Source organism: Kitasatospora sp. NPDC097605 (assembly GCF_040302725.1).
Taxonomy (GTDB): Bacteria; Actinomycetota; Actinomycetes; order Streptomycetales; family Streptomycetaceae; genus Kitasatospora.
In genome coordinates, this window is the sequence record NZ_JBEOSF010000003.1 from 161,087 (window position 1) to 182,216 (window position 21,130).

Sequence of the window (21,130 nt, forward strand, 5' to 3'; positions counted from 1 at the left end):
CGTTCACCCACACGGGGGGCTATTGGACAAAGAATTGACGAAACGGCCTCACGGAGATGAACCGCCATACCGGCCCGGCCGGATAGCCGGGTGCGGAGCGCGCGCTCCCCGGGGCAGGTCCGGGCCCCATTCCGGAAGCGGCGCGGGCCGGAACGGGCCATGAGCGATGTCCTACGGATACTCTACGGAGAGTGACGAAAACCCGGGATCGCAGCCAGCCGCCGACACCCCCTGTAGACGTCACCGAGGTCGACCGGCAGATCCGCGCGGCGGGCCGTTCAAGCCCTGAAAATGGGCCCGGACGTGCGACGACCCCCGCCGGGGGGGAGAGCGGGGGTCGTCTATCCACGGCCCGACTCGGGGGGGAGGAGCCGGACCGGGTTAGCACGGTCGCGAACGATCCGTGACTTCCATGGTGTACCCGAGCGGCCAGAAACACAAACCCGCACGCCCACGAGTACGCCGAATGGCGGGCTGTTTTGCGGCGCCCTCTATCCTCGGTTCCCGTGGACACCACCGAGAACGCCGACGAACACGCCGACGAGTCCCCGGACTCCACCGCCGCAGCCGCCGGAACCGACGGGACAGCCGGGTCCGACGGGACGGCCGTGACCGGCGCGCGGCCCGCGGCGCCCGGCTCCGGCCCGTCCGGGGCCCGCCCGCCGGCCGCCCGGCCGCGCCCGGCCGGCCCCCGCACCGCCGCCTTCTTCGACCTCGACAAGACGATCATCGCCAAGTCGAGCGCCCTCGCGTTCAGCCGTCCGTTCTACCAGGGCGGCCTGATCAACCGTCGGGCCGTCCTGCGAAGTGCGTACGCCCAGTTCGTCTTCCTGGTGGGCGGCGCGGACCACGACCAGATGGAGAAGATGCGGGAGTACCTCTCCGCGCTGACCCGGGGCTGGAACGTGCAGCAGGTGCGCGAGATCGTCGCCGAGACCCTGCACAACCTGATCGACCCGATCATCTACGACGAGGCCGCCTCGCTCATCGAGCAGCACCACGCGGCCGGCCGCGACGTGGTCATCGTCAGCAGCTCCGGCTCCGAGGTGGTCGAGCCGATCGGCGCACTGCTCGGCGCGGACCACGTCATCGCGACCAGGCTGAAGATCGAGGACGGCTGCTACACCGGCGAGATCGAGTACTACGCCTACGCCGAGAACAAGGCCGCCGCGATCCGGGAGTTGGCCGAGGTCGAGAGGTACGACCTGGCCGAGTGCTACGCCTACAGCGACTCGTCCACCGACCTGCCGCTGCTGGAGGCGGTCGGCCACCCCTCGGCGGTCAACCCGGACCGGGCGCTGCGCAAGGAGGCGGTGGCCCGCGAGTGGCCGGTGCTGGTCTTCGACAAGCCGGTGGAACTCCGGCGGCGGCTCCCGGAGTTCTCGGCGCCGAGCCGCTCGGTGCTGACGGCGGTGGCGGTCGGCACGGCCGCGCTGACGGCCGGGGTCATCTGGTACGCGGCCCGGCGCCGCCGCCCGGCGGCCTGACCGCGTGCCGCCGGCGGTCCGACCGCGCAGCGTTGGACAAAACGGTCAAAAGCCGAAGACGTCGCTTTTCGGGTTCCCCTTTCGCCCGAAACGCGATACAAATGAAGCACGGCCCGCGAGACCCGGTCAGGACCGAAGAGGTCAAACCGACAACGCAGTTCAGGCCCCACGGACCGTCGTGCAGATGACCGAGCACCCACATGCAGCCGACCCGCTGTCGGGCCGCCGGACCAGACGAACGGGCAGGATCCCCGTCTGATCGGCACTTCCGGTGCATGCATGGTCACCCGGCATCTGTGCCAGCGGCGGCACCTGGCAGGATCAGGTGCCGCCGCATCTTCTCGTCCACCGGACGCGCGGTGGATCCCCGCCCGCCGCCCCGCCACCGGCCCGCCCGGTGGGTCCGGGTGCTCAGACCATGCCGCGCTGCATCGCCTCGCAGACCGCCGTGCTCTCCCGCACCCCGAGCCGCAGCGCCCGGCCGCAGTGGCCGATCCAGGCCCCCAGGCCCTCCGGCGTCCCCGCCAGGTAGCCGGCCAGCGCCCGCCGGTAGGCGTCCGTCCCCAGCTCCACCAGGCCGACCTCGGCCGGGCAGATCGACTTCGGGTCGAGCCCTTCGGCGATCAGCACGATCCGCTGCGCGGCCCGGGCGATCAGGCCGTTGTACGCGCCGAACGGCCGCAGCGCCAGCAGTTCGCCGTGCACCACCGAGGCGACCACCAGGGCCGGCGTCCCGACGCCCTGGCCCTCCGCGCGGGCCACCAGCAGCCGGGAGAGCTGGTCGAGCCGGGCGGCGACCTCCTCCGGACCCGGCGCCGCCGGCAGCTCCGGCACCGGCCCGTCCGCGGTCGCACCGGCGGGCGCGACCGGGCCCCGGTCCGCCGCGACGCCCTCCACCGGCTTCAGCGCCAGCGGGAACAGGTCGTCGGCGGCTTCGCCGGCCTGCCGCGGACGGCCCGCCGCGGGATCGGCGTCGCCGACCGCCAACAGGTGCAGCCGGGCCAGCACCTGGAGCGGCGAGTGCCGCCAGACGCTCAGCAGCTGGCCCGCCTCGGCCGCGATCCGCAGCGCGGCGCCCACCGTGCGGGCCTCGGGGTCCACGCCGAAGTCGCTGCGCCTCCGGACCTCCTCCAGCGGCCAGTCGGCCCCGGCCAGCGCCGCCGAGGCGCGGGCACCGCGCAGGGCGGACTCGGAGGTGACCTCGGCCGCGCGGCGGCGCATCACCCGGTGGCCGTAGAGGCGGTCGACGGCCTTGCGCACCTCGGCCACCGCGTCCGGCACTCCGGGGAGCTGGGCCAGCGGGGCGAGGGGATCTGTTCCAGTGCTCACCTACCCGAGAGTAATGACCCGGGTGCCCCGGCCGGAACAGCAGCCTCGCATCACCCGTTAGAGGCAATCCTCACTTCCCTCCGGCCCGCGGCCCGAAACCCCCGATAGCATGACCGCCGTCGAAGACGATAACGATTTCCACCTCGAAGATCGTCGACCTCGCCGCGGCGCGCAGCCGCGCCCGCGGCGGGCCCAGGAGCGAGAGCCGGAGTCCCAAGATGAAGATCGCCTTCGTCGGCAAGGGCGGCAGCGGCAAGACCACGCTGTCCGCGCTGTTCATCCGCCACCTGGCCGCCGCGGGCCGACCGGTCCTCGCCGTCGACGCCGACATCAACCAGCACCTCGGCCCGGCGCTCGGCCTGACGGACGACCAGGCCGCCGCGCTGCCCTCGCTCGGGGCCCGGCTGCCCGAGATCAAGGAGTACCTGCGCGGCAGCAACCCGCTGATCCGCTCCGCCGAGGAGATGATCAAGACCACCCCGCCGGGCCGGGGCTCGCGGCTGCTGCGGATCGTCGAGGAGAACCCGGTCTACACGGCCTGCGCCCGCCCGCTCGCGCTCGACGAGGGCTCGGTGCGGCTGCTGGCGACCGGCGCGTTCACCGAGGAGGACCTCGGCGTCGCCTGCTACCACTCCAAGGTCGGCGCGGTCGAACTGCTGCTCAACCACCTGCTCGACGGCCGGGAGGAGTACGTGGTGACCGACATGACGGCCGGGTCCGACTCCTTCGCCTCGGGGCTGTTCACCCGCTTCGACCTCACCTTCCTGATCGCCGAACCCACCCGCAAGGGCGTCTCGGTGTACCGCCAGTACCGGGACTACGCGCGCGACTTCGGGGTGCGGTTGCGGGTCGTCGGCAACAAGGTGCAGGGCCCGGGCGACCTGGACTTCCTCCGCCGGGAGGTCGGCGAGGACCTGCTGACCGCCTTCACCCAGTCCGACTGGGTGCGCTGCCTGGAGCAGGGCGCGCGACCGCCGCTGCGCGCCCTCGAACCCGCCAACCGCGCCGTGCTGGACGAGCTGCGCGCGGCCGCCGACGCCGCGTACGAGCTGCGTGACCCGCGCCGGTACACCGAGCAGGCCGTCCTCTTCCACCTGCGCAACGCCGAGAGCTGGGCCAACGCCAAGGTCGGCACCGACCTCGCCGCCCAGGTCGACCCGGACTTCGTGCTCGGCGACGCGTCCGCCCCGGCCGGCGAGCCCACCGCCGCCGGTGCGGCCGTCTGAGCCGGAGCCCCGCCGCACCACCCACGGGCCGCGGTCCCCCGCACGGGGACCGCGGCCCGCGCGCGTCCCGGCAGGCCCGCCACCAGCAGATTCCCGTCCGTTCGGCCACCACCCAATGGAGTGAACCAGGCCGTTATTCACTGTCGCTCCGGATGACGCTGTGCAAAGCTCTCATTACCCTCGGTTTACCGAGTCTTGATGTTCCGCTTCCGTCCCGGTGCCCCTCGCCGTGGCCTGGCTCCTCCCAGTGCCCCGCCGAACGGCCGCCGGGCGGCCCGATGGACCAAGGCCCGGCCGGTGATCCCCGCACTCCCGGCCCGACCGCGCCGTCCCGCCACACCGTCGCGACCCACGACAGCCGATCCGCTCCACCGAGCCCACGCGCGGACTCACCGCCGGACCTGACTGCGTTCGTTCCCCCGGACAGACGGGAAGACCCGATGACCCTCGACATCTCCAGCGCCCCCATCGCCTCCGACACCACCGACCACGCCCCACCGGGCCGACGTCCCCCCGCCGCCTGGGCGCGGGACCTCTCGGCCTCCCTGGTGGTGTTCCTGATCGCCGTGCCGTTCTCCCTCGGCATCGCCCTGGCCACCGGCGCCCCGCTCACCGCCGGCCTGGCCGCGGCGGCCGTCGGCGGCATCGTGGTCGGCCTCTTCGGCGGTACCCCGCTGCAGGTCAGCGGCCCCTCCGCCGCACTCACCGTGATCACCGCCGGACTCATCGCCCAGTACGGCTGGCAGGCCACCTGCGCCATCACCCTCGCCGCAGGGCTGCTCCAACTCCTGCTCGGCGTTCGCCGGGTGGCCCGCACCGCACTGGCCGTCTCGCCCGCCATCGTGCACGGCATGCTGGCCGGCGTCGGCCTCGCCATCGCGATCGCGCAGCTGCACGTCGTCCTCGGCGGCTCGCCTCAGAGTTCGGCCCCGGCCAACTTGCTCGCCCTGCCCGCCCAACTGGCGACGCCTCACCCCGCGGCCCTGACCGTCGGCGCGGTCACCGTCGCGGTGCTGCTCGGCTGGCCCCGGCTGGGCCGGCTCCCCGGCCGCTACGGGAAGTTCGGCGGCCGGCTGGCCAAGGTCCCCGGCCCGCTCGCCGCCGTCGCCGCCGCCACCGCGCTCGCGATCGCGCTGGACCTGCGGCTCGCCCGGGTCGAACTGCCCGCCTGGCAGCCGCACGGCCTCGCCCCCGACCTGCCGCACGGCCCGCCGCTCGCCGTCCTGGCCGCCGTGCTGACCGTCACCGCCGTGGCGAGCGTCGAGTCGCTGCTCTCCGCCGTCGCGATCGACCGGATGTCGCACCGGACCGGGGACCTCGACCGCGAGCTGCGCGGCCAGGGCCTCGCCAACCTGGTCAGCGGACTGGTCGGCGGGCTGCCGATCGCCGGCGGCGCGGTGCGCAGCACGGCCAACGTCCGGGCCGGGGCGCGCAGCCGCCGCTCCTCGGTGCTGCACGGGGTGTGGGTGCTGGCGGCCGCGCTCGCCCTGGCCGGCGGGCTGCGCCGGATCCCGCTCGCCGCGCTCGCCGCCCTGGTGCTGGTCGTCGGCCTGCAGATGGTGAGCTTCGCGCACATCCGCAAGGTGCACCGGCACCGCGAGTTCCCCGTCTATCTGACCACCGTGGTCGCCGTGGTGCTGCTGGGCGTCCTGCCGGGGGTGGCGCTGGGCGCGGCGACGGCCGTGCTGCTCGCGCTCTACCGGCTGACCCGCGCCCATGTGGACGTCCTGGCCGGCCCCGACGGCTCGTTCAGGGTGGAGACGCACGGCCCGCTCACCTTCACCGCGGTGCCCCGGCTCAGCCGCGCGCTGGCGGGCATCCCGGCCGGCGCCGAGGTCGCCGTCGTGCACGACGGCTCCTTCCTGGACCACGCCGCCTACGAGACGGTGCACAGCTGGCGCACCGGCCACCAGGCGGGCGGGGGGCGGGTGTCGATGGTGACCCGCCGCCAGGACGACGAGGTGCTCGATCCGGACGGCACCGTGCGTGCCGGCAGCTCCCCCGGCCCGCACCGCTGCCGCGCCTGGACGCCCTGGGTCGGCCACCACTGCATCGAACAGCAGGAGGACCCGCACGGCCGGCTGCTGGACGGTGTCCGGGTGTTCCAGCTGCACACCGCCCCGCTGGTGCGGCCCGAGCTGGCCCGGCTCGCCCGGGAGGGGCAGACGCCCTCCCAGCTCTTCCTGACCTGCGCCGACTCCCGGATGGTCACCAGCATGATCACCAACAGCGGTCCGGGCGACCTCTTCACGGTGCGCAACGTCGGCAACCTGGTGCCGGCGCCGCACGAGCCGGGTGCGGCCGACGACTCGGTGGCGGCGGCGGTGCAGTACGCGGTCGAGGTGCTGGAGGTGCGGTCGATCACGGTCTGCGGGCACTCGGGCTGCGGGGCGATGAAGGCCCTGCTGGACGGCGTGCACGAGCAGCCCGGCCGGCCCACCCCGCTGGCCCGCTGGCTGCGCAACGGCCGCGGCTCGCTGGACCGGCTGCGCAGGGCCCCGGCGGAGTTCGCCGACCGCCCCGCGGTCGACCTGAGCGAGCAGCTCTGCATCACCAACGTGGTCCAGCAGCTGGACCAGCTGCTGGCCAACCCGGCGGTGGAGCGGCGGGTGGCCGAGGGCACCCTGCGGCTGGTCGGCATGTACTTCGACTTCGCCACCGCGCAGGCCTATGTGCTCGACCGGGAGAGCGGCCGGTTCGGTCCCGTCGAGGCGTCCGCCCCGCGGCAGGAGCGCGACACGCCCGGACCTGTGGATGGATTCGAACAGGTTCCAGCGGGTGGTACCGCCGTCGCGGATCCGGCCCGGGACGGAGGAGGTCCCGGACTGGCCGCCTGAGACCCGGGCCCGCGTCCCGCCGGGCGGGCCAAGGACGCGGGCCCGCCTCCCGCACCGCCCCCGGGGCGCCGCCGGCCTCGGGCGGCCGTTCGACGCCCGGTCAAAGGTCTACACCAATTATCCGGAGCCTCTTGTCAACTGACCTCTTCGCCTGGTGAGCTGTGCGCTGGGACACACGGGACAATCCCCACGCACGGGAAACGACCCCGATCATGACTCATGAGGAGTGCGCGTTGAGCAACGAGAGCCTGGCCAACCTGCTCAAGGAGGAGCGGCGCTTCGCCCCGCCGGCAGAGCTCGCCGCAGCCGCCAACGTCACCGCGGCCGCGTACGCTCAGGCCTCCGAGGACCGCCTCGGCTTCTGGGCCGAGCAGGCCCGCCGCCTCAGCTGGGCCGTCGAGCCCACCCAGACCCTCGACTGGTCCAACCCGCCGTTCGCCAAGTGGTTCGCCGACGGCAAGCTCAACGTGGCCTACAACTGCGTCGACCGGCACGTCGAGGCCGGCAACGGCGACCGCGTCGCCATCCACTTCGAGGGCGAGCCCGGCGACGGCCGCTCGATCACCTACGCCCAGCTCAAGGACGAGGTCTCGCAGGCCGCCAACGCGCTGCTGGAGCTCGGTGTCGCCAAGGGCGACCGGGTCGCGATCTACCTGCCGATGATCGCCGAGGCGGTCGTCGCGATGCTCGCCTGCGCCCGGATCGGCGCCACCCACTCGGTGGTCTTCGGCGGCTTCTCCGCCGACGCCGTGGCCTCCCGCATCCAGGACGCCCAGGCCAAGCTGGTCATCACCGCCGACGGCGGCTACCGGCGCGGCAAGCCCTCCGCCCTCAAGCCGGCCATCGACGAGGCGCTGACCAAGGTCGACGGCGTCGAGCACGTCCTGGTCGTGCGCCGCACCGGCCAGGAGATCGCCTGGACCGAGGGCCGCGACGTCTGGTGGCACGAGGCCACCGCGCGCCAGTCCACCGAGCACACCCCCGAGGCGCACGACGCCGAGCACCCGCTCTTCATCCTCTACACCTCGGGCACCACCGGGAAGCCCAAGGGCATCCTGCACACCTCGGGCGGCTACCTCACCCAGGCCGGCTACACCCACCACGCCGTCTTCGACCTCAAGCCGGAGACCGACGTCTACTGGTGCACCGCCGACATCGGCTGGGTCACCGGCCACTCGTACATCGTCTACGGCCCGCTCTCCAACGGCGCCACCCAGGTCATCTACGAGGGCACCCCGGACACCCCGCACCAGGGCCGGTTCTGGGAGATCGTCCAGAAGTACGGCGTGACCATCCTCTACACCGCGCCGACCGCGATCCGCACCTTCATGAAGTGGGGCGATGACATCCCCGCGAAGTTCGACCTGTCCTCGCTGCGGGTGCTGGGCAGCGTCGGCGAGCCGATCAACCCCGAGGCGTGGATCTGGTACCGCGAGCACATCGGCGCCGGCAAGGCCCCGATCGTGGACACCTGGTGGCAGACCGAGACCGGCGCGATCATGATCAGCCCGCTGCCCGGCGTCACCGAGACCAAGCCGGGCTCGGCCCAGCGCGCGCTGCCGGGCATCGAGGCCACGGTGGTCGACGACAACGCGGTCGAGGTCCCGAACGGCTCCGGCGGCTACCTGGTGCTCACCGAGCCGTGGCCGTCGATGCTGCGCACCATCTGGGGCGACGACCAGCGCTACATCGACACCTACTGGTCGCGCTTCGAGGGCCGCTACTTCGCCGGCGACGGCGCCAAGAAGGACGAGGACGGCGACATCTGGCTGCTCGGCCGGGTCGACGACGTCATGCTGGTCTCCGGCCACAACATCTCGACCACCGAGGTCGAGTCGGCCCTGGTCGGGCACCCGTCGGTGGCCGAGTCCGCCGTGGTCGGCGCCACCGACGCCACCACCGGCCAGGCGATCGTCGCCTTCGTGATCCTGCGCGGCAACGCCACCGACAGCCCCGAGCTGGTCGAGGAGCTGCGGGCGCACGTCGGCCGCACGCTCGGCCCGATCGCCAAGCCGAAGCAGATCAAGGTGGTCGGCGAGCTGCCGAAGACCCGCTCCGGCAAGATCATGCGCCGCCTGCTGCGCGACATCGCCGAGGGCCGCGAGGTCGGTGACACCACCACGCTGGCCGACTCCACGGTGATGAACCTCATCCAGGCCCAGCTGCCGCCGGCGGGCAGCGAGAGCTGACCCGCGTCGGAAGACGTGTGTGACGGTGCCCCGGGCGGTCGTGACCGCCCGGGGCACCGCCGTGTCCGGACCCACTCCGCCCCCACCCACCCGCTGCACCGGGCCCGCACCGGGCCCGCACCGGAGCCGCTCCGGAGCCGCCCCGGGCCCTTCGAGAACCCGGGCCGCCGTGCACAAAGGGCCGCAGGGGGCTTAAGTCCTTGAAGTAGGACAATCCGGATGTCGCTTTGTCGCCACGCTACAATGTCAAAGGCGCATCAAGATCCGCGTCACAGGGCGAGCCGGGAAGTCTGGTCGGCGATGCACCACCGGTGCATCCACACACCGTCCCCTCGCCCCCAGGAGGCCGCGCGTGGCCAGCCAGCCGCCCGTCCACGAGCCGACCGAGCCGACGCCCCGGCGCCGCCAGTTCCTCGGCAGGCTGCCCCTCCCCGAGCGGAGTTACCTCGCCGACGCCCTGCGCACCGAGACGGTGGGCGGCGTCCTGCTGCTCACCGCCGCGGTCGTCGCGCTGATCTGGGCCAATGTCTGGCCGGACGCCTACCAGTCCGTCCTCAACCACACCGTCGGCCCGTCCGCCCCGCTCCACCTCGACCTCACCCTGGGCACCTGGGCCAAGGACGGGCTGCTGACGATCTTCTTCTTCGTGGCCGGCATCGAGCTCAAACGCGAGTTCGTGGCGGGTGAGCTGCGCAGCCCCAGCGCGGCGATGCTGCCCGTCATAGCCGCCGTCTGCGGTGTCGTGCTGCCCGCCGTCCTGTACACCGTCGTCAACGCGGGTCCCGGCGGGCACCCGAGCGGCTGGGCCGTCCCGACCGCCACCGACATCGCCTTCGCGCTCGGCGTGCTCGCCGTGGTCGGCACCCACCTGCCCTCCGCGCTGCGCGCCTTCCTGCTCACCCTCGCGGTGGTGGACGACCTGATCGCGATCCTGATCATCGCGGTCTTCTACAGCTCCGGCATCAAGTTCTGGGCGCTCGGGCTGGCCTTCGTCGGGCTCGCGCTCTTCTGGTTCCTGCACCGGCGCGGAGTGCACGGCTGGTACCTGTTCGTCCCGCTCGCCTTCGTGAACTGGGCGCTGATGCACGAGAGCGGTGTGCACGCCACGGTGGCGGGCGTCGCGATGGGCCTGATGCTCCGCTGCCACCGGGAGGGCGACGAGAAGCACTCCCCCGGCGAGCACATCGAGCACCTGGTCCGGCCGCTCTCGGCCGGGGTGGCGGTACCGGTCTTCGCGCTGTTCGCGGCCGGGGTGGCGGTCTCCGGATCGGCGCTGCGCGAGGTGTTCACCCAGCCGGCCCCCTTCGGCATCGTGCTCGGCCTGGTGGTCGGCAAGTCCGTGGGCGTCTTCGGCGGCACCTGGCTGGCCGCCCGCTTCACCCGCGCCGAGCTGAACCCGCAGCTCAAGTGGGCCGACATGTTCGCCCTCTCGGTGCTGGCCGGCATCGGCTTCACCGTCTCGCTGCTGATCGACGAGCTGGCCTTCCCGGACGACCCGGTGCTCGTCGACCGGGCCAAGGCGGCCGTCCTGGTGGGCTCGCTGATCTGCGCCCTCTCCGCCACCGTGCTGCTGAAGCTGCGCAACCGGCACTACCGCGAGCTCTGCGAGGAGGAGGACCGCGACCTCGACGGCGACGGCATCCCCGACGTCTACCAGCTCGACGACCCGGCCTGGCAGAACCGCATGGCCGAACGGACGCGGGCCGCCGAGGCGAGGACCACCGAGGCGACGCCCACCGAGGCGACGCCCACCGGGTCGACGCCCACCGGGTCAACGCCCACGGAGGCGCGGCCCACAGAGGCACGACCCACCGACACGGGCCCGACACGCCCGGCCGACGAAGGCCGCGACGGGGCGCGCTGAGCGGCCCGCCCGCCGGAACACGTCCCCCCGGCGGGGCCCCGGAGTGGTGTCCGCTCGTCCGGTAGGGGCATGATTCTGAACTGTCGACAGTCACCCGAAGAGGAGAACCGCTGATGCCCGCAGGAGCCGCAGACCCGTCCAGCAACGGCCGGGCGCCCTACGAGGGCGAGCGTTCGGTGGGGCAGCTGTTCGCCGCGGCCACCGCCGACCTGTCCGCCCTCGTCCACGACGAGATCGCGCTCGCCAAGGCCGAGATCCGCGCCGACGTCAAGCGCGGCGTCTCCGGCGGCGTCTCGCTGGGCGTGGCCGGCGTGATCGCGCTGGCCGCCGTCCCGATGCTGAGCGCGGCCGCGGCGTTCGGCATCCACGCGCTGGGCGTGTCGCTCGGCTGGTCGTTCCTGATCGTGGCTGGCGCGTACCTGCTGCTGGCCGTGCTGCTGGGCCTGCTGGCGCTGCGTTCGTTCAAGAAGATCGAGAAGCCGGTCCGGACCATCGAGGGTGCGCAGAAGACCGCCGACGTGCTGAAGAACGCGCGGCCGCGTCCCGCCACCAAGGAGGAGATCGACCGCGCCCTGGGCCGCATCCCGTAGGCCACCCCGCGCGCCAGGGGCGCGCCCGGGATCGCGCCAGGCACGCGCCAGGAACGTACCCGGGACGTGCGCCCGGTACGCGGCGGCCCGGAAGGGCCCGAGTGCGAGTGCCGGGCGCGTGTCCGGCGCGCGGATGTGACACGCTCTCGGTATGTCGCTCGACCAGAAGCCCGTGCCCGCGCAGCCGTCCGACAGCTCCGGCCTCAACGCCCCTGGCGACGCCCAGGACACGCCTGCGGCCGCCTGGGACGTCCGGCAGGCCGGGCCGTGGGTCCACCGCGACCTCGCCGCCAACGGCGCGCGGTTCCATATCGCCGAACTCGGCGAGGGCCCGCTGGTCCTGCTGGTGCACGGCTGGCCCGAGTACTGGTGGGCCTGGCGCCACCAGCTGACCGCGCTGGCCGCCGCCGGCTACCGCGCCGTCGCCGTGGACCTGCGCGGCATCGGCGGCAGCGACCGCACCCCGCGCGGCTACGACCCCGGCAACCTCGCGCTGGACATCACCGGGGTGATCCGCTCCCTCGGCGAGGACCGGGCGCACCTGGTCGGCCACGCCTCCGGCGGCACCCTGGCCTGGGTGGCGGCCGTGATGCGGCCCTCGGTGATCCAGAGCCTCACCGTGGTCTCGGCCGCGCACCCCCGCGACCTCCGCCGGGCGCTGCTCACCGACCGCAAGCAGCTGGCCGCCTTCGAGCACGTGCTGGGCTTCCAGCGGCCGTGGATACCGGAGCGCCGCCTGGTGGCCGACGACGCCGCGCTGGTCGGCCGCTACCTGGACGCCTGGACCGGCCGCAACCAGCTGGACCGCACGGCGGTGGCCGCCTACCGGCAGGCGATCCGGATCCCCAGCACCGCGCACTGCTCGATCGAGCCCTACCGCTGGCTGCTGCGCTCGATGGCCCGGCCGGACGGCATCCAGTTCGCCCGCCGGATGAAGAAGCCGATCACCGCGCCCACCCTGCACGTCCAGGGCGCGGCCGACCCGGTGCTGCTGTCGCACACCGCGCTGGGCGGCGGCGAGTACGTGGCCGCGCCGTACCGCTGGCGGCTGCTGCCGGGGATCGGGCACTTCCCGCACGAGGAGGCGCCGGAGCAGTTCACCGCCGAGCTGCTGGACTGGATCGGCCGGCACAAGGACTGAAGGACCAACGACCTTCCGCCGAACGGGGCACGGGGCCGAGGGTCCCGGCGCCCGGATGGGCGAACGGGGTCGAAGGTCCCAACTCCCTTGATGTGACGTTCATATGACAAACGCATAGGCCACGTTGATGGCCCGCCGGGCGGTTACCCCCGTCGGCCCAGGGGCATCCATTGCGGTATGACCTGGATGCCCGATCGCGGCGGCGCCCCGCGCGGCCGACAGCACAGCAACAGCCCGCAGCGTTCCGCCCACCGCCCCGAGTGGGCGGACGACCGCAGTTACGACCACGGCTACGACCACGGCTACGACGGCGGCTACGACGTCGGTTTCGAGGGCTCGGGCGGCCACCCGCGCACGGCGCAGCGACAGCTCGGCATCCCGCACATCCTCGGCCGCCGCGCCCGCTGGGTGAGCGCCCGGCTCCGCCGCGAGAGCTGACGTCGTGCGGCTGCCGGCCGGTCCCCGGCCGGCAGCCGCACGACGTCAGAGAGCGCAGCCCTGGGTGTCCACCCGGCCGGTCGCCGCGGCGCCGTGCTCGGCGTCCTGGCGCACCTCGGCGGCGGTCAGCACGTACCCGGTGTCCGCGCTGTCCAGCGACTTGGCGAACACCATCCCGTACACCTGGCCGTCCGGCGTGAGCAGCGGGCCGCCGCTGTTGCCCTGGCGGACCAGCGAGCGCACCGAGTAGACGTCCCGGACGACCTGGCCGCGGTGGTAGATGTCCGGGCCGTTGGCCTGGATCCGGCCGCGGATGCGGGCCGGCTGGACGTTGAAGGCGCCGTTCTCGGGGAAGCCCGCGACGATCGCGCTGTCGTTGGTCTTCGCCTCGCCCGCGAAGGTGAGCGCCGGCGCGTTCAGCTTGGGCACGTCCAGGACGGCGATGTCGCGCTGCCAGTCGTAGCTGACCACGGTCGCGTCGTACAGCGGGCCGACGCCGCCGACCTGCACGGTCGGCTCGTCGACGCCGCCGACCACGTGGGCGTTGGTCATCACCCGGTGCGGGGCGTAGACGAAGCCGCTGCCCTCCAGCGTCTTGCCGCAGGCGGTGGCGGTGCCGACCACCTTGACCAGGCTCTGCCGCGCCTTCGCCACCGCCGGGCTGGCGGCCAGCGCCGGGTCGGGCGTGTCGACCTGGGTGATCGGCTCGTGCTCGAAGGGGTTGAACACCTGCGGGAAGCCGTTGCGGGCGAGCACCTTGGAGAAGTCCGAGAACCAGTTGGGCGCGTCGCCGGGCAGCGCGTCCTGGACGCCGCCGAGCACGGCCGAGGTGCGGACCTGCTTGGAGACGGTCGGCAGGGACGTCCCGGCGAGCGCCGAGCCGATCAGCCAGGCCACCAGCAGCATCGAGATCACATTGACCACGGCGCCGCCCGCGGCGTCCAGGGCCCGGGCCGGGCGGCGGTCGATGTGGCCGCGCAGCTTCCAGCCGAAGTGCGTGGTGATCGCCTGGCCGGTCGCCGCCAGCACGATGACCACCACCACCGCGATCACCGAGGCGGTCGTCCCGGGGCTGAGGTGGTCGAGCAGCAGCGGCAGCAGCTGGACGGCGAGCAGGCCGCCGCCCAGGAAGCCGAGGACCGACAGCACGCCGACCACGAAGCCCTGCCGGTAGCCCGAGACGGCGAAGCCGACGGCGGCGGCGATCAACAGCACATCCAGGACGTTCACCCGGACACCCTCCCACGACGTACCACCCGGCCGGACGGACGACCGCCGAATCCGGCGCGGATCACGTGGGTCCCCGGGCATGCCCGGACCACGTGGGGATCCGCGCCGGCCCCGACCACGCGGGGACGACCGCCGGCCCGGATCACGCGGGGACGCGCCCGGCCCGCCGCCCGGTGGTTCACGGCGCCCCGGCGTCGCGGCCGAGCAGCGCGCGGGAGCGCTCCAGGTCGCCCTGCACCAGCGCCAGCGCCTCGTCCGAGAGGTCCACGATCCGGCCCGCGTCCCACGGCAGCTCCAGACCGCTGTGGTGCAGCACCCGGTCGATCACCCCGGCGGTGAAGCCCCAGACCAGCCGCCCGCCGACCGCGAAGGCCGGGCCCAGGTGACCGGACGGGTGCCGCAGCCGGGCCCGGTTGGCCGGGTCGGTCAGCTCCGCGATCGGCACCCGGAACACCGCGCCGGTCTCCCCCAGGTCCACCGGGCGGACCGGCGACTCCTCGCGCCACCAGCCGAGCACCGGGGTCACCACGAACCGGCTGACCGGGATGTACAGCGCGGGCAGGGTGGCGAAGACCTGCACGCCGGCCGGCTCCAGGCCGGTCTCCTCCCAGGCCTCGCGCAGCGCCGCCGCCACCGGCCCGGGCCCCGCCGGGTCGCCGTCCTCCGGGTCCAGCGCGCCGCCCGGGAAGGACGGCTGCCCGGCGTGCGAGCGCAGCGAGCGGGCCCGTTCGATGAGCAGCAGGTCCGGCCCGGACGCGCCCTCGCCGAACAGCATCAGCACGGCGGCGGCCCGGCCGCCCTCGGGCGGCGGCAGGAAGCGGCTCAGCTGCTCGGGCAGCACCCGCTCGGCGGCCTCCCGGACGGGATCCAGCCAGCCCGGCAGCCCGTCCCGCTCGACCCGGGGCGGCCCGGGCACCCGCGGCGCCCCGGGCATCCCCGGCTCCGCCCGCCCGCTCACTCGGCCACCGCCAGGTCGGCGACCTGGCCGTGGTGGGCGGCGGCGTCCGCCCGGGCACCGGCCTCGCCGGGGAAGTCGGCGGGCGGGCGCAGCCGCTGGCCCGGGTGGCCGCCCAGCTCGTACTTCAGCAGCTTCGCCGCCTTCTCCGGGTCGGTCTCGCCCTCTCCGTAGGAGGGGCAGAGCGGTGCGATCGGGCAGGCCCCGCAGGCCGGCTTCTGGGAGTGGCAGATGCGCCGGCCGTGGAAGACCACCCGGTGCGAGAGCATCGTCCACTCGGACTTCGGGAAGATCTCCGCGACCGCCGCCTCGACCTTCACCGGGTCCTCCTCGGCGGTCCACCCGAACCGGCGGGCCAGCCGCCCGAAGTGGGTGTCCACGGTGATCCCGGGGACCCCGAAGGCGTTGCCGAGGACGACGTTGGCGGTCTTGCGGCCGACGCCGGGCAGGGTGACCAGGTCGGCCAGCCGGCCGGGGACCTCCCCGCCGAACTCGTCGCGCAACGCGATCGACAGGCCGATCAGCGACTTCGCCTTGTTCCGGAAGAAGCCGGTCGGCCGGATGATCTCCTCCAGCTCCGCCGGGTTCGCCGCCGCCATGTCCTCCGGCGACGGGTACCTCGCGAACAGCGCCGGCGTCGTCTGGTTCACCCGCAGGTCGGTGGTCTGCGCCGACAGCACGGTGGCCACCAGCAGCTGGAAGGGGTTGTCGAAGTCCAACTCCGGGTGCGCGTAGGGGTACAGCTCCGCCAGTTCCCGGTTGATCCGCCGTGCCCGGCGCACCATCGCCAGCCGCGACTCCGGCTTGCGCACCTTGACCGCCCTGCCTGCCGGCTTCCCCGCAGACGCGGTCGTCCGGACCTTGCTCTCTGCCATGCGTGAAGGCTACGCCGGACGGCCGTACTCCTGCGGCGGATCGGCCAGGCCCGCCCCGACCACGGGTGATCACGCGCCGTCGGGCACGTGTCAGGGGCAGGTGACGACCTGGCCGGCCCAGGAGAGGCCGCCCCCGAAGCCGAGCAGCAGGGCGGGGGCGCCGCTGGGCACCTCGCCGCGTTCGACGAGCTTGGCGAGGGCGAGCGGGACGGAGGCGGCCGAGGTGTTGCCGGACTCGACCACGTCGCGGGCCACCACCGCCCCGGTGGCGCCGAGCCGGTCGATCAGGGCCTCGATGATCCGCAGATTGGCCTGGTGGGTGACCACGGCGCCCAGGTCACCAGGGGTCAGGCCGGCCCGGCGGCAGGCCTCCTCGGCGATCGGCGCCAGGGTGGTGGTCGCCCAGCGGAAGACGGTCTGGCCCTCCTGCCGGAAGCGCGGCCGCCAGCCGTCGTCCAGCCGGACGGCGTGGCCCTTCGTCGGGTCGGAGCCCCAGACCACCGGACCGACGCCGGGGCGTCCCCCGCTCGCGGTGTCCGGGCCGAGCACGGCGGTGCCCGCGCCGTCGCCGAGCAGCACGCAGCTGGAGCGGTCCGTCCAGTCGGTGACGTCGCTCATCCGCTCCGCGCCGACGACCAGCGCGTACCGGGCGGCGCCGGCCCGGACGGCGTGGTCGGCGGTGGCCAGCGCGGTGCAGAAACCGGCGCAGCCGTTGTTGACGTCGAAGCCGACGGCCGCCGGGATGCCCAGCCGGCCGGCCACCTGGGTGCCGATGTTGGGGCAGCGGTCGCGCGCGGTGCAGGTCGCGACCACCACCAGGCCGATCTCCTCGGGGGCCAGCCCGGCGGCGGCCAGCGCCTTGCCGGCGGCGGAGGCGGCGAGGTCGGTGACGCTCTCCTCCTCGGCGATCCGGCGGGTCGCGATGCCGGTGCGCCGGCGGATCCACTCGTCGCTGGTGTCGACCAGCCTGGCGAGGTCGTGGTTGGTCAGGACCTTCGCGGGCTGGTGGTGGCCCAGCGCGACGATGCGGGAACCCGGCATGGCTGCTCCTCGGGGACGGGGGCGGTGATGGGTCGTCATCACGCCGGACTATAGCGTCCGAACGGTCGGACGCTAAAGGGCCGACGCTCGCTACACTGGCGCGGTGAGCCCCAGAAGATCCGCCGCCGACACCCGCCGGACCCGCGCCTCGATCCTGGCGCGGGGCCTGGACCTGGCCTCGGTCGAGGGGCTGGAGGGTCTGACCATCGGCCGGCTCGCCGCCGACCTGTCGATGAGCAAGTCCGGCGTGCTGGGTCACTTCGGCACCAAGGAGTCCCTGCAGCTGGCCGTCGTCGACGAGGCGGTCGCGCTGTTCGTGCGCGAGGTGGTGCACCGCTCGGAGGCGGGCGGGGCCGCGCCCGGCCTGCCGCTGCTGCTCGCCCAGTGCGAGGCCTGGGTCTCCTACCTGGAGCGCGATCTGCTGCCCGGCGGCTGCTTCTTCACCGCCGTGACCGCCGAGTTCGACGACCGGGGGCCCGGGCCGGTCCGCTCGGCGGTGGCGGCGCGCAACGCGCTCTGGCAGCGGAGGGTCCGGCACCAGGTCGAGCTGGCGGTCGCCGCCGGGCAGCTGCCGGCCGGGACGGAGCCCGAGCAGACCGTCTTCGAGCTGACCGGCCAGGTGCTCGCGCTCAACCACGCCCGCCGGCTGTACGGCGACCGGGGCGCGGCCGACCGCGCCCGGCGGGCGATGCGGCGGCTGCTCGGGCTGCCGGCCCCGGGCGCCGGACAGCCGACGGCGCTCGCCGAGCTGCCCGCGCCCCCGGAGGCCTGACGCCCGCCCCGGGCGCGGCACCGTCCGGCCCGGAACGGCGCGACACCATCAGCCCCGGAACGGCGCGCCGCCATCAGGCGGAAGAGCAGCCCCCCGGAACAACCCGCCGCCGTCAGCCCCGGAACAGCGCGTCGACGTCGCCGAAGCCGAGCGCGCCGGCCGGCTCCGTCAGGGTGCCGGGGCCGAGCAGCTCCGCGGCGGCCCGGCGGGCCTCGGTGTAGGCGAGCTGCGCCACCGCGGTGCCCGCGCTGATCCGGCGCACCCCGGCGGCGGCGAGCTCGGCGACGGTCGGCCCGCCGGCCACCGCCATCGCGTTGACCGGCAGCGGCGAGCGCGCGCAGAGCACGACCAGCGCGTCGAGGTCCAGCAGGCCCGGCACGAAGAGGCCGTCGGCGCCCGCCGCCGCGTACGCCTCGGCGCGGACCAGCACGTCGTCGAGCCCGCCGAGACCGAACAGGAAGACATCCGTCCGCGCGTTGACCAGCAGTTCCGGCAGGCCCGCCGCCCGCGCCGCCGTCCGGGCCGCGCGCAGCCGGGCGGCCTGCTCGTCCACCGCGAACAGCGGGCCGCCGACCGCCGTCGAGTCCTCCAGGTTGACGCCGGCCGCGCCCGCCCCGACCAGCGCCCGGACGGTCGCGTCGACGTCGGCGGGCGCGGGACCGTAGCCGCCCTCGGCGTCCACGGTGACCGGCAGGTCCACGGCGGCGGCCACCCGGCGGGCGGCCTCGACGGCGCCCGCCCGGTCGAGGCGCTGACCGTCGCCCCGGCCCAGCGACCAGGAGACGCCGCCACTGGTGGTGGCGATCGCGGTGGCGCCCGCCGAGGCGATCACGGCCGCGCTGCCGGCGTCCCAGGCGTTCGGCAGCACCAGCACGCCGTCCGCGACCAGCGCCCGCAGGCGTTCGGCCTTCGCACGGAGGACAGCGGGCGGGAACGGGAGCGGGGCAGAGGTGGTCATACGGGGTCACCGGCTTTCGCGGATGGGGGGTGTGCAGGGCGGAAACGAAGGCGGGGGGGCGTGCCGGTGGTCCGGTGCGACCGGGCCGACGACGGCATCCTGCGGGCGGCCCGCGCCCCGGCTCCAGTGATTAAGCTGAGGCCGAATCAAGCCGGGCGAGAGGGGGGTGGCCCGATGCGTACCGAGCTCGCGCTGTCCGCCGACGACCTGGCGCGCACCAGGTTCGCCGTCTCCCCGATGTGGGAGGTGGTGACCAGCCTCCGGGTACTCGCCCAGCCGGTCGTCCCCGCCCCGCACCGGCCCTGGGCCGCTCAGGTCCGCCCCCGGCTGGCCGCCGCCGGGCCCGCCGTCCGGCGGCTGGCCGCGATGGTCCCGCCCGCCGGCCATCTGCCGGACTTCCTCAACCCCGTTCCCGGCACCGCGGCCCCCGCGCTCGCCGACGAGCTGGCGGCGATCGCCGCGACCTCCCCCGAGCTGGTCCGCGCCGACCTCGCCGTGCTGGCCGCCGAGCGGGGCGGCCGGCTGCCCGCCGCGCTGGAACCGCTCCACCGCGACCCGGCCGCCCGGCTGCCCCGGCTGGTGGCCGACGTCGAGACGTACTGGGAGCTGGCGCTGGCGCCCTCCTGGGCCCGGATCCGCGCCCTGCTCGACGCCGACGTGCTGCACCGCGCCCGGCAGGCGGTCGGGCACGGCCCCGCCCGGGTGCTCGACGACCTGCACGGGACGGTCCGCTGGGACGGCCGGGGGCGCGGGGCGCTGCGGCTGGAGCAGCGGCACTGCGCGGTCGAGCGGCTGGACGCCGCGGCCGGCCTGGTGCTGGTGCCCTCGGCGTTCGCCTGGCCCCGGGTGCTCACCCGCGTGCTGCCGCCGGACCCGCCGCAGCTCGCCTATCCGGCGCGCGGGATCGCCACCCTGTGGGAGCCCCGTCCGGCCGCCGGTGCCCCGGAGGCGCTGGCCGCCGTACTCGGCCGCTCCCGGGCCCGGCTGCTCGCCGAGCTCGACGCACCCGCCTCCACCACCGAACTGGCCCGGCGCACCGGGCTCTCCGCCGCCGGCGCCTCCCAGCACCTCACCGCCCTGCGCGCGGCGGGGCTGGCCAGCGCCCACCGGGCCGGGCACGCCGTGCTGTACGCCCGGACCGCCCTCGCCGACGCCCTGCTCGACCCGGACCGGTCCTGAGCCGTCCCGCCCTGACCAACCCGCTGACCAACCCGCTGACCAACGCCGGCCACCCCGCTGACCAACCCTGGCCAGCCGCGACCAGCCCTGACCGATCCTTTCCGGACCGGACACCGACCTGACCGGAACCGACCGAACCGTCGCGCCCCGTCGACCGGCTGACCTGCCGGTTCGACCGGCTTCCGGGAAGAGTCCGGCGGTACGAATGGCCCCGCGCAGCACACCTCCGCACACCCCCTCCTCATATGATCGGAGCGACATGCGCCATGCTTGGTGATGCAGAGCACTGTACGAACTTGTGCCGGAGGGCTTGACGGCCGGCCGGCCGAGAAGGAGGAAGCACGTGGACGACGTTCTGCGGCGCGCCGCACTCTTCGCGGCACTCGACGACGAACAGGCCGGCGAGCTGCGCGCTTCCATGACCGAGGTGACGCTCGCCCGCGGCGAGTCGCTGTTCCACGAGGGCGACCCGGGCGACCGCCTGTACGTCGTCGCCGAGGGCAAGGTCAAGCTGCACCGCGCCTCGCCGGACGGCCGCGAGAACATGCTCGCCGTCCTCGGCCCCAGCGAGATGATCGGCGAACTCTCGCTGTTCGACCCGGGTCCGCGCACCGCCACCGCGAGCGCGCTGACCGAGGTCAAGCTGCTCGGCCTCGGCCACGGCGACCTCCAGCCCTGGCTGCACGCCCGCCCCGAGGTCTCGATCGCGCTGCTGCGCGCCATCGCCCGCCGCCTGCGCCGGACCAACGACGTGATGTCCGACCTGGTCTTCTCCGACGTGCCCGGCCGCGTCGCCAAGGCCCTGCTGGACCTCTCCCGCCGTTTCGGCGTGCAGTCCGAGGAGGGCATCCACGTCGCCCACGACCTCACCCAGGAGGAGCTCGCCCAGCTGGTCGGCGCCTCCCGCGAGACGGTCAACAAGGCGCTCGCCGACTTCGCCGGCCGCGGCTGGCTGAAGCTGGAGGCCCGCGCGGTCGTCCTGCTGGACGTCGAGCGGCTCTCCCGCCGGTCCCGGTAAC

17 protein-coding genes are annotated in these 21,130 nt (G+C 74.4%); 11 read left to right on the forward strand and 6 right to left on the reverse strand.

The features are described 5' to 3' along the window. Positions 1 to 506: 506 nt before the first annotated feature. Positions 507 to 1,487, forward strand: coding sequence for an HAD family hydrolase (locus tag ABTX81_RS04420; protein ID WP_350541452.1), 981 nt, complete (start codon positions 507 to 509; stop codon positions 1,485 to 1,487). Positions 1,488 to 1,898: 411 nt separating this feature from the next. Here ABTX81_RS04420 and ABTX81_RS04425 read toward each other — a convergent pair whose 3' ends face one another. After that, positions 1,899 to 2,816 (reverse strand): Fic family protein, encoded by a 918-nt coding sequence (locus tag ABTX81_RS04425; RefSeq protein WP_350541453.1) that lies wholly within the window; start codon positions 2,814 to 2,816, stop codon positions 1,899 to 1,901. Between the two features lie 218 nt (positions 2,817 to 3,034). Between ABTX81_RS04425 and ABTX81_RS04430 the strand changes: the two genes are divergently transcribed. The 7 genes from ABTX81_RS04430 to ABTX81_RS04460 all read left to right on the forward strand — a co-directional run bounded on the left by ABTX81_RS04430 (position 3,035) and on the right by ABTX81_RS04460 (position 13,101). Further along, positions 3,035 to 4,042 (forward strand): ATP-binding protein, encoded by a 1,008-nt coding sequence (locus ABTX81_RS04430; protein ID WP_350541454.1) that lies wholly within the window; start codon positions 3,035 to 3,037, stop codon positions 4,040 to 4,042. A 440-nt stretch (positions 4,043 to 4,482) separates the two neighbouring features. Further along, on the forward strand, positions 4,483 to 6,879 hold the full coding sequence (locus ABTX81_RS04435; RefSeq protein ID WP_350541455.1) for a SulP family inorganic anion transporter: 2,397 nt from the start codon (positions 4,483 to 4,485) through the stop codon (positions 6,877 to 6,879). 212 nt (positions 6,880 to 7,091) lie between these two features. Next, on the forward strand, positions 7,092 to 9,068 hold the full coding sequence (acs, locus tag ABTX81_RS04440) for an acetate--CoA ligase (RefSeq protein ID WP_350541456.1): 1,977 nt from the start codon (positions 7,092 to 7,094) through the stop codon (positions 9,066 to 9,068). A 352-nt stretch (positions 9,069 to 9,420) separates the two neighbouring features. Continuing rightward, positions 9,421 to 10,932 (forward strand): Na+/H+ antiporter NhaA, encoded by a 1,512-nt coding sequence (gene nhaA / locus ABTX81_RS04445; protein WP_350541457.1) that lies wholly within the window; start codon positions 9,421 to 9,423, stop codon positions 10,930 to 10,932. Positions 10,933 to 11,045: 113 nt separating this feature from the next. Continuing rightward, positions 11,046 to 11,522, forward strand: a complete 477-nt coding sequence (locus ABTX81_RS04450) for a phage holin family protein (RefSeq protein WP_350541458.1) — start codon at positions 11,046 to 11,048, stop codon at positions 11,520 to 11,522. Between the two features lie 151 nt (positions 11,523 to 11,673). Next, positions 11,674 to 12,663 carry an alpha/beta fold hydrolase gene (locus tag ABTX81_RS04455; RefSeq protein ID WP_350541459.1) on the forward strand — a complete coding sequence of 330 codons (990 nt, stop codon included), beginning with the start codon at positions 11,674 to 11,676 and terminating at the stop codon, positions 12,661 to 12,663. A 177-nt stretch (positions 12,664 to 12,840) separates the two neighbouring features. Continuing rightward, positions 12,841 to 13,101, forward strand: coding sequence for a hypothetical protein (locus tag ABTX81_RS04460; protein WP_350541460.1), 261 nt, complete (start codon positions 12,841 to 12,843; stop codon positions 13,099 to 13,101). Between the two features lie 45 nt (positions 13,102 to 13,146). Here ABTX81_RS04460 and ABTX81_RS04465 read toward each other — a convergent pair whose 3' ends face one another. The 4 genes from ABTX81_RS04465 to ABTX81_RS04480 all read right to left on the reverse strand — a co-directional run bounded on the left by ABTX81_RS04465 (position 13,147) and on the right by ABTX81_RS04480 (position 17,202). Then, positions 13,147 to 14,331: a MarP family serine protease gene (locus ABTX81_RS04465; protein WP_350541461.1), complete on the reverse strand. Its 1,185-nt coding sequence runs from the start codon at positions 14,329 to 14,331 to the stop codon at positions 13,147 to 13,149. A 178-nt stretch (positions 14,332 to 14,509) separates the two neighbouring features. After that, a complete protein-coding gene (locus tag ABTX81_RS04470) occupies positions 14,510 to 15,265 on the reverse strand; it encodes an NUDIX hydrolase (protein WP_350541462.1) in 756 nt (251 codons plus the stop codon). 20 nt (positions 15,266 to 15,285) lie between these two features. Next, positions 15,286 to 16,161, reverse strand: coding sequence for an endonuclease III (gene nth, locus ABTX81_RS04475; protein WP_350541463.1), 876 nt, complete (start codon positions 16,159 to 16,161; stop codon positions 15,286 to 15,288). A 90-nt stretch (positions 16,162 to 16,251) separates the two neighbouring features. After that, positions 16,252 to 17,202, reverse strand: coding sequence for a beta-ketoacyl-ACP synthase 3 (locus ABTX81_RS04480; RefSeq protein WP_350541464.1), 951 nt, complete (start codon positions 17,200 to 17,202; stop codon positions 16,252 to 16,254). A 103-nt stretch (positions 17,203 to 17,305) separates the two neighbouring features. Between ABTX81_RS04480 and ABTX81_RS04485 the strand changes: the two genes are divergently transcribed. Then, positions 17,306 to 17,974 (forward strand): TetR/AcrR family transcriptional regulator, encoded by a 669-nt coding sequence (locus tag ABTX81_RS04485; protein ID WP_350541465.1) that lies wholly within the window; start codon positions 17,306 to 17,308, stop codon positions 17,972 to 17,974. Positions 17,975 to 18,086: 112 nt separating this feature from the next. Here the strand turns inward: ABTX81_RS04485 and ABTX81_RS04490 are convergent, their stop codons facing one another. Continuing rightward, on the reverse strand, positions 18,087 to 18,932 hold the full coding sequence (locus ABTX81_RS04490; protein WP_350541466.1) for an isocitrate lyase/PEP mutase family protein: 846 nt from the start codon (positions 18,930 to 18,932) through the stop codon (positions 18,087 to 18,089). A gap of 174 nt (positions 18,933 to 19,106) precedes the next feature. On the opposite strand from ABTX81_RS04490, the gene ABTX81_RS04495 reads away from it, so the two are divergent. Together ABTX81_RS04495 and ABTX81_RS04500 are read left to right on the forward strand one after the other, a co-directional pair. Then, positions 19,107 to 20,111 (forward strand): DUF5937 family protein, encoded by a 1,005-nt coding sequence (locus ABTX81_RS04495; RefSeq protein WP_350541467.1) that lies wholly within the window; start codon positions 19,107 to 19,109, stop codon positions 20,109 to 20,111. A 343-nt stretch (positions 20,112 to 20,454) separates the two neighbouring features. Further along, on the forward strand, positions 20,455 to 21,129 hold the full coding sequence (locus ABTX81_RS04500) for a Crp/Fnr family transcriptional regulator (protein ID WP_030288117.1): 675 nt from the start codon (positions 20,455 to 20,457) through the stop codon (positions 21,127 to 21,129). Position 21,130: the final 1 nt, after the last annotated feature.

Bases quoted from the DNA above. Each gene is read 5' to 3' on its own strand.
- ABTX81_RS04430 (WP_350541454.1), top strand. From the start codon at position 3,035: ATGAAGATCGCCTTCGTCGGCAAGGGCGGCAGCGGCAAGACCACGCTG.
- ABTX81_RS04435 (WP_350541455.1), top strand. From the start codon at position 4,483: ATGACCCTCGACATCTCCAGCGCCCCCATCGCCTCCGACACCACCGAC.
- acs (WP_350541456.1), top strand. From the start codon at position 7,092: ATGACTCATGAGGAGTGCGCGTTGAGCAACGAGAGCCTGGCCAACCTG.
- ABTX81_RS04450 (WP_350541458.1), top strand. From the start codon at position 11,046: ATGCCCGCAGGAGCCGCAGACCCGTCCAGCAACGGCCGGGCGCCCTAC.
- ABTX81_RS04455 (WP_350541459.1), top strand. From the start codon at position 11,674: ATGTCGCTCGACCAGAAGCCCGTGCCCGCGCAGCCGTCCGACAGCTCC.
- ABTX81_RS04460 (WP_350541460.1), top strand. From the start codon at position 12,841: ATGACCTGGATGCCCGATCGCGGCGGCGCCCCGCGCGGCCGACAGCAC.
- ABTX81_RS04470 (WP_350541462.1), bottom strand. From the start codon at position 15,265: ATGCCCGGGGCGCCGCGGGTGCCCGGGCCGCCCCGGGTCGAGCGGGAC.
- nth (WP_350541463.1), bottom strand. From the start codon at position 16,161: ATGGCAGAGAGCAAGGTCCGGACGACCGCGTCTGCGGGGAAGCCGGCA.
- ABTX81_RS04480 (WP_350541464.1), bottom strand. From the start codon at position 17,202: ATGCCGGGTTCCCGCATCGTCGCGCTGGGCCACCACCAGCCCGCGAAG.
- ABTX81_RS04490 (WP_350541466.1), bottom strand. From the start codon at position 18,932: ATGACCACCTCTGCCCCGCTCCCGTTCCCGCCCGCTGTCCTCCGTGCG.
- ABTX81_RS04495 (WP_350541467.1), top strand. From the start codon at position 19,107: ATGCGTACCGAGCTCGCGCTGTCCGCCGACGACCTGGCGCGCACCAGG.